This window comes from Candidatus Planktophila vernalis (assembly GCF_002288185.1).
GTDB classification, from domain to species: Bacteria; Actinomycetota; Actinomycetes; order Nanopelagicales; family Nanopelagicaceae; genus Planktophila; species Planktophila vernalis.
Genome location: NZ_CP016776.1, coordinates 1,357,965 through 1,364,004, shown reverse-complemented (window position 1 = coordinate 1,364,004; position 6,040 = coordinate 1,357,965). Strand labels below are relative to the sequence as shown.

9 protein-coding genes are annotated in these 6,040 nt (G+C 45.4%); 8 read left to right on the top strand and 1 reads right to left on the bottom strand.

Annotation, left to right across the window (positions count from 1 at the left end; genetic code table 11):
- The first annotated feature begins 182 nt into the window (after nt 1-182).
- Genes rpmH through A7sIIA15_RS07000 form a run of 8 tightly spaced genes read left to right on the top strand, consistent with a single transcriptional unit; the run spans nt 183 to nt 4,759 of the window.
- A complete protein-coding gene (gene rpmH / locus A7sIIA15_RS07035; protein ID WP_017955805.1) occupies nt 183-320 on the top strand; it encodes a 50S ribosomal protein L34 in 138 nt (45 codons plus the stop codon).
- Between the two features lie 21 nt (nt 321-341).
- Nucleotides 342-695, top strand: coding sequence for a ribonuclease P protein component (gene rnpA / locus A7sIIA15_RS07030; protein WP_095686409.1), 354 nt, complete (start codon nt 342-344; stop codon nt 693-695).
- Nucleotides 692-925: a membrane protein insertion efficiency factor YidD gene (gene yidD / locus A7sIIA15_RS07025; protein WP_095657827.1), complete on the top strand. Its 234-nt coding sequence runs from the start codon at nt 692-694 to the stop codon at nt 923-925. The genes rnpA and yidD overlap by 4 nt, the downstream gene beginning before the upstream one ends.
- Nucleotides 918-1,817 carry a membrane protein insertase YidC gene (yidC, locus tag A7sIIA15_RS07020; RefSeq protein WP_095686408.1) on the top strand — a complete coding sequence of 300 codons (900 nt, stop codon included), beginning with the start codon at nt 918-920 and terminating at the stop codon, nt 1,815-1,817. The genes yidD and yidC overlap by 8 nt, the downstream gene beginning before the upstream one ends.
- 54 nt (nt 1,818-1,871) lie before the next feature.
- Complete coding sequence (locus A7sIIA15_RS07015; RefSeq protein ID WP_095686407.1) at nt 1,872-2,396, top strand: Jag family protein; 525 nt, start codon at nt 1,872-1,874, stop codon at nt 2,394-2,396.
- Nucleotides 2,397-2,975: a 16S rRNA (guanine(527)-N(7))-methyltransferase RsmG gene (gene rsmG / locus A7sIIA15_RS07010; RefSeq protein WP_018225514.1), complete on the top strand. Its 579-nt coding sequence runs from the start codon at nt 2,397-2,399 to the stop codon at nt 2,973-2,975.
- 9 nt (nt 2,976-2,984) lie between these two features.
- Nucleotides 2,985-3,896, top strand: coding sequence for a ParA family protein (locus tag A7sIIA15_RS07005; protein WP_095686406.1), 912 nt, complete (start codon nt 2,985-2,987; stop codon nt 3,894-3,896).
- Nucleotides 3,896-4,759, top strand: coding sequence for a ParB/RepB/Spo0J family partition protein (locus A7sIIA15_RS07000; protein WP_190279140.1), 864 nt, complete (start codon nt 3,896-3,898; stop codon nt 4,757-4,759). Before A7sIIA15_RS07005 ends, A7sIIA15_RS07000 begins: the two co-directional genes overlap by 1 nt.
- Here A7sIIA15_RS07000 and A7sIIA15_RS06995 read toward each other — a convergent pair.
- Nucleotides 4,756-6,018 (bottom strand): aminotransferase-like domain-containing protein, encoded by a 1,263-nt coding sequence (locus tag A7sIIA15_RS06995; protein ID WP_095686404.1) that lies wholly within the window; start codon nt 6,016-6,018, stop codon nt 4,756-4,758. The genes A7sIIA15_RS07000 and A7sIIA15_RS06995 overlap by 4 nt on opposite strands.
- Nucleotides 6,019-6,040 lie beyond the last annotated feature (22 nt).

Below are 6,040 nucleotides of genomic sequence, written 5' to 3'. Positions count from 1 at the left end.
TGGAGGAGGGCGTAAAAGTAGAGCGGATTGGGAAAAAAAGCAACTGGTTATCCACAGTATGAGGCGAAGGGGGTGAGCCTAGATCTGAGTTTGACCGGCTTATCCCCAGACCTCTACCGTTACCTCCTTGCTTCCCCCGTATTTCTGGCCCGCAGTAGATTTTAATTATTTAGGAGTTTGACATGACAAAGCGCACCTTCCAACCTAATACCCGTCGTCGTGCCAAGAAGCATGGTTTCCGTGCCCGTATGGCCACACGTGCAGGTCGCGCTGTTCTTGCAGCTCGCCGTGCAAAAGGCCGCGCGCGTCTTTCTGCTTAAAGACTTTTAAGGAAAACTCCTGTGCTTGCCAAAAGCGCACGTTTAACCGAGAGCGGGGATTTTGCCCGCGCAACAAAGAGTGGGATCCGATACTCATCCACCAACTTTGTCGGCTACTTATATCTAGGTGAACTTGATGAACCTGCCCGCGCCGGATTAATTATTAGCAAAGCCGTTGGTAGCTCAGTTGCTCGCCACCGCCTAGCTCGAAAAATCCGCCACTGTATTTTTGATAACTACGCATCTCTTCCAACCGGATCCCTTTTGGTGATCCGTGGACTTAACAACTCAGCTGAGGCTGATTGCAAATCAGAGATTGCAACCGTTGTGGCTAACCTGGTTCGCAAAGCCAAAGATCACGCGGCCACAAAATGAGAACTCTTATCACTGCACCTATCAAGTTTTATCAAAAATGGATTTCACCATCACTAGCACCACGGTGCAAGTACTACCCATCATGTTCAAGCTATGCGGTCACCGCAATTGAAACATATGGCTTAAAAGGAATTGCAATGAGCGCTTGGCGTTTAGTGCGGTGTAACCCATGGTCACATGGCGGAGTTGACTACGTAGTTTCGAAAGAGAAGGTAAGTGTTAATGGATAGCATCTTAAAACCCTTATATATCGCTGTTTCTTGGGTTATCGTCAACATCCACGATTTACTCACACCTTTGTTTGGTTCAGAGAGCGGTGTGTCATGGTCACTTGCAATCATCGGTCTTGTAATCATCATCCGTATTATCTTGATCCCACTTTTTGTTAAGCAGATTAAAAGCCAGCGTGCATTAACCGCCCTTCAACCACATATGAAGGAGATTCAAAAGAAGTATAAAGATGATCGCCAAAAGCAATCAGAAGAGATGATGAAGCTCTATAAAGAGCACAAAACAAACCCATTAGCTTCATGTTTTCCAATCCTTGCCCAAGCACCAATCTTCTTTGCACTCTTCACTGTTCTCAACGGTATTGGTAAGAACCCACCAGTTAAACATGGTGTGTTGTCACAAGAAGATGTTGTCAGTGCAGCCCAAGCTGAGTTCTTCGGCGCACCAATTTCTCAAACATTTTTAGGTTCAGATATAACAACCGTAAAGATCGTTACGGTTTTTTTGATTGCATTTATGTCACTCACAACTTTCACAACCCAACGTCAGTTAATGATGAAGGGCATGCCAAAGATGGATTCAAGCAACAACATGATGTTGCAACAGCAAAAGATTATGTTGTATGCGTTCCCAGTAATTTTTGCAATCACAGGTGTTAACTTTCCAGTCGGAGTTTTAATTTATTGGTCAACAACAAACCTTTGGACATGGGGACAACAGTTCTATGTCATTAAGCGAAACCCAACACCAGGATCACCTGCCTATGAAGAGCTGCAAAAAAAGCGCAACCATAAAGGCGGGGTAGTAGAACCTGAAACAGATGTGGCCCCACCAACTGAAGAAGTTAAAGGGCAACGAAACCAACCTAAGAAAAAGAAGAAGAAGAAATAGGACAAATCAGTACAAATAGTATTAATTCACTACAAACCCGACTGGGAGAGCGACATGGCAAAGGCAAAAGCAGAAGTTGTTGAAAAGGTAGAAGAAGTAGCAGAGACAAAGCCTGTAAAAGGTGTAGCAAAGCTTGAAGAAGAGGGCGATATCGCCGCTGACTACCTAGAGGCCCTACTCGACATCGCAGATCTAGATGGCGACATCGATATTGACGTTGAAAACGACCGTGCCTCACTGGCCATCGTTGGTGGAAAGCTCAACCACTTGGTTGGCCGTGAAGGTGAAGTCCTAGATGCTATTCAAGAGCTCACCCGTCTAGCGGTTCAGACCGCTACGGGAGATCGCTCACGCCTGATGCTTGATATCGATAACTTTCGCGCTAACCGCCGCAAGGAGTTAACAAAGCTTGCCAACGAGATGGCCGAAGAGGCAAAGACCACTGGCGCTTCAATCAAACTAGCTCCAATGAACGCCTTTGAGCGCAAAATCATCCACGACACAATCCAAGAGCTAGGCCTAAGTAGCGAATCTGATGGGGAAGACCCAAACCGCTACGTCGTTATCTATCCAGCGTAAATGCAGGTTTCACGTGAAACCCTGATCGAGCGATATTTCCCTGATATCGATCGGGTTCACGCCTATGCCGCTTTCCTTGAAAGCGCTGGAATTGAGCGTGGATTAATCGGCCCCCGGGAAGCTGACAAGATCTGGGATCGCCACATCTTTAACTGCCTGCCCGTAACCTCCCTGCTCAAAGAGGGCTCCATAGTCTTTGATATCGGTTCAGGGGCAGGTCTGCCTGGAATCGTTATCGCTCTGGCCCGTCCAGATCTCAAAGTCACTCTCATTGAGCCCCTTGAGCGCAGAGTTGAGTTCCTTAAAGAGGCAGTGGCAGGCCTTGATATTGAGGTTATCCGTGGCCAGGCCCAGGATGTGCGCACAACTGCCCACTATGTAACAGCTAGGGCAGTGGCCCCGTTAGAGAAGTTGAAGAAAATGAGCTGGCACCTTTTAAAGACCAACGGCTCACTGATGGCCATTAAGGGTAAATCTGCCGAAGAAGAGATGAAATCTGTGCCAAAAGCCATGCTCCACGAGGTAAATCTTGACGGCATTGAGCTTGGACGCATAGTAGAAGTGCGCAAAGGTGCTTAACTAGCCCACGTGACTGATTCACGTGAAACAAAGAAGGTTATTGGCGTTCGCCGACTCAAGGAGGCGATGGCAAAACCAGCCTCCCTTCGAATCATCACGGTAGCTAATCAAAAGGGTGGGGTCGGCAAAACCACCACCACAGTCAACCTAGCTGCAGCCCTTTCCATGGGCGGCCTTCGGGTGGCAGTTATTGATCTAGATCCTCAAGGAAATGCCTCAACTGCCCTGGGGGTAGAGCACCTAGAAAACGCCGGAATTTATGAAGTTCTCATGGGCGATTTAACAATGTCGCAAGCAATACAAAAAGTTAAAGGTTTTCCTTCACTTGAATGTGTTTCATCAAATACTTCACTTGCACAAGCAGAGATTGAATTAGTTCCAATGGTTGCACGTGAGATGCGATTAAAAGATGCCATTGATGAGTTAGCAACACAACGCATTGCAGCAGGAGAGCCACTTGATTATATTTTTATTGATTGTCCACCATCACTTGGTCTGTTAACAATTAACGCGCTAACAGCTGCAAAAGAAATGTTAATTCCTATTCAATGTGAATACTACGCACTTGAAGGTTTATCACAACTATTAAAGACATATGAATTAGTTAAGAAGCGTTTGAACTCATCACTTAAACTTTCAACATTTGTTTTAACAATGTTTGATGGCAGAACGAGACTTGCTAATGATGTTGCAGATGAGATTCGCAAACACTATCCAAATGAATTAATTGATATTCCTATTCCACGTGCTGTGAGAGTTTCAGAGGCACCAGGATTTAATCAAACAGTTATGACATATGACGCATCTTCACCAGGTGCCATTGCCTATATGTCAATTGCCCGTGAATTAGCAGAGCGCGGCAAACCTTTTGATTCAAATGTTGTTTCAATTAATTACAAGCGCGAAGGTGAGATTGCATAATGGCACGTCGTGGAGGACTCGGAACAAACCTAGATGCATTGATTCCAACATCATTAACTGTTGCTGGGCAAGAAGTTGCAACTCAAAATGAAATTGATGTCAATCTGATATCTCCTAACCCACGTCAACCACGTCAACACTTTGATGTTGATGCACTCAATGAATTAACCGCATCTATTAAAGAGATCGGCATCTTGCAACCACCTGTTGTTCGACAGAAACAAGATGGTTCTTATGAACTTATTATGGGAGAGCGCAGATTCCGCGCAGCTAAAGCTGCTGGATTAAAAACAATTCCGGTAATTATTCGCCAAACTCCAGATAATGAACTTTTGCGCGAGGCGTTGATCGAAAACATCCATCGCAGCCAACTTAACTCACTTGAAGAAGCAGCGGCCTATTCACAACTTCTTACAGACTTTAACTGCACACATGATGAGCTTGCCGCAAAGCTCGGACGATCACGCCCGTTAATTTCAAACACCATTCGTTTAATGAACTTGCCAACTGTAGTTCAACAAAAACTTATTACCGGTGCACTTAGCGCTGGACATGCTCGCGCACTTTTGGGTCTTAGTGATTCAAGTGAGATTGAAAAACTAGCGGCGCGAATTGTCGCTGAAGGTTTGAGCGTGCGTGCAACTGAGGAAATCATTTCAACTGGGGCTCCTAAGCGAAAAGGTGCAAAGAAGTTAAAGGCAACAAAGTCTGCAAGCCCTGAACTTCAAGAAATTGCTGACACCATGGGAGATTCACTAGACACACGAGTTTCCATTCAAGGCAGCATGAAAAAGGGAACAATTGTTATTGAATTTGCTGGAGCTGAGGATTTAAAGCGAATTGCTAAGGCAATTAATAATTAATTAAGTTGGTTTCCGCCGCGGCGAGCCATCTCAGTCTTAATTACTCCACCCAAAGCTTTCACGCCTTCACGGATGCGCTCTGGTGTTGGGTAGCAATATGACAAACGCATTGACCAAGAACCAAAACCATCTGCGTAGAACGCTGTACCGGGAACATAGGCAACCTTGGCAACAATCGCCTTTGGCATGAGCGCTTTAGTATCGATTTCTTCAGGCAAAGTAACCCAGACGTAAAAACCACCGCCAGGCTTTGTCCATTTAGCTGTTACAGGAAAGTGCTCATCTAATGATTCAAGCATTGCATCGCGACGCACCTTATAAAGATCGCAAAATGATGCGATCTGATCGCGCCATGGTTGATCTGCTAAGTAACTAGAGATTGTTAACTGTGAAAAATTTGAAGGACACAAGATTGAGGATTCACTGGCAATAATTAACTTCTCTTTAAGAGATGGTGGCACCAGCGCCCAACCCACGCGCATTCCGGGAGCAATCGTCTTTGAAAAAGAGCCTAAATAAATAACATTCTCTGAATCCTCAGCGCGCATAGCGTTTGGCGAAGGCTTATCAAAGCCAAGCAGGCCATAAGGGTTATCTTCCACAACAAAGATGCCTTCTGTGCGGCAGATATTTAAGATTTCAGTACGGCGATCTGCAGGCAGTAGAACTCCTGAAGGGTTTTGATAGTTCGGGATTGTGTAGAGGAACTTAATTCGACGCCCTGATGCTCTAACGCTCTTAATCGCAGCACGTAAACCATCTGGAACTAATCCCAAATCATCGGTTTCAACGTGAACAACCTTGGCTTCATATTGATGGAAAGTACCAAGTGCTCCAACGTATGAAGGTGCTTCAGCTAGAACAACATCGCCTGGATCAATAAAGATACGTGAAATTAAATCTAAAGCTTGCTGGGAACCCGTTGTTACTAAAACATCATCAGGATTAGCGCGAATTCCTTCTAGCGCCATCACTTCACAGATTTGTTCGCGAAGTTTTGGATGTCCTTGTCCGCTTCCATACTGCAAAGCCTCTTGGCCGTTATTTAAAATAAGTTTTTGAACAACATCAGCCATCATTCCCATTGGAAGTGCTGAAAGATTTGGCATTCCACCAGCAAGAGAAACAATTTCAGGTCTAGATGCAACAGCAAAGAGTGAGCGAATCTCACTTGGTTGCATATGCGCAGCACGCCCAGCAAAGCGCTCCTCTAGATTTTGAGGCGCTCCGGTTGCAAAACGTGGCGTTACTTCAGACATGGCTTAAGTCTCCCATATGCCG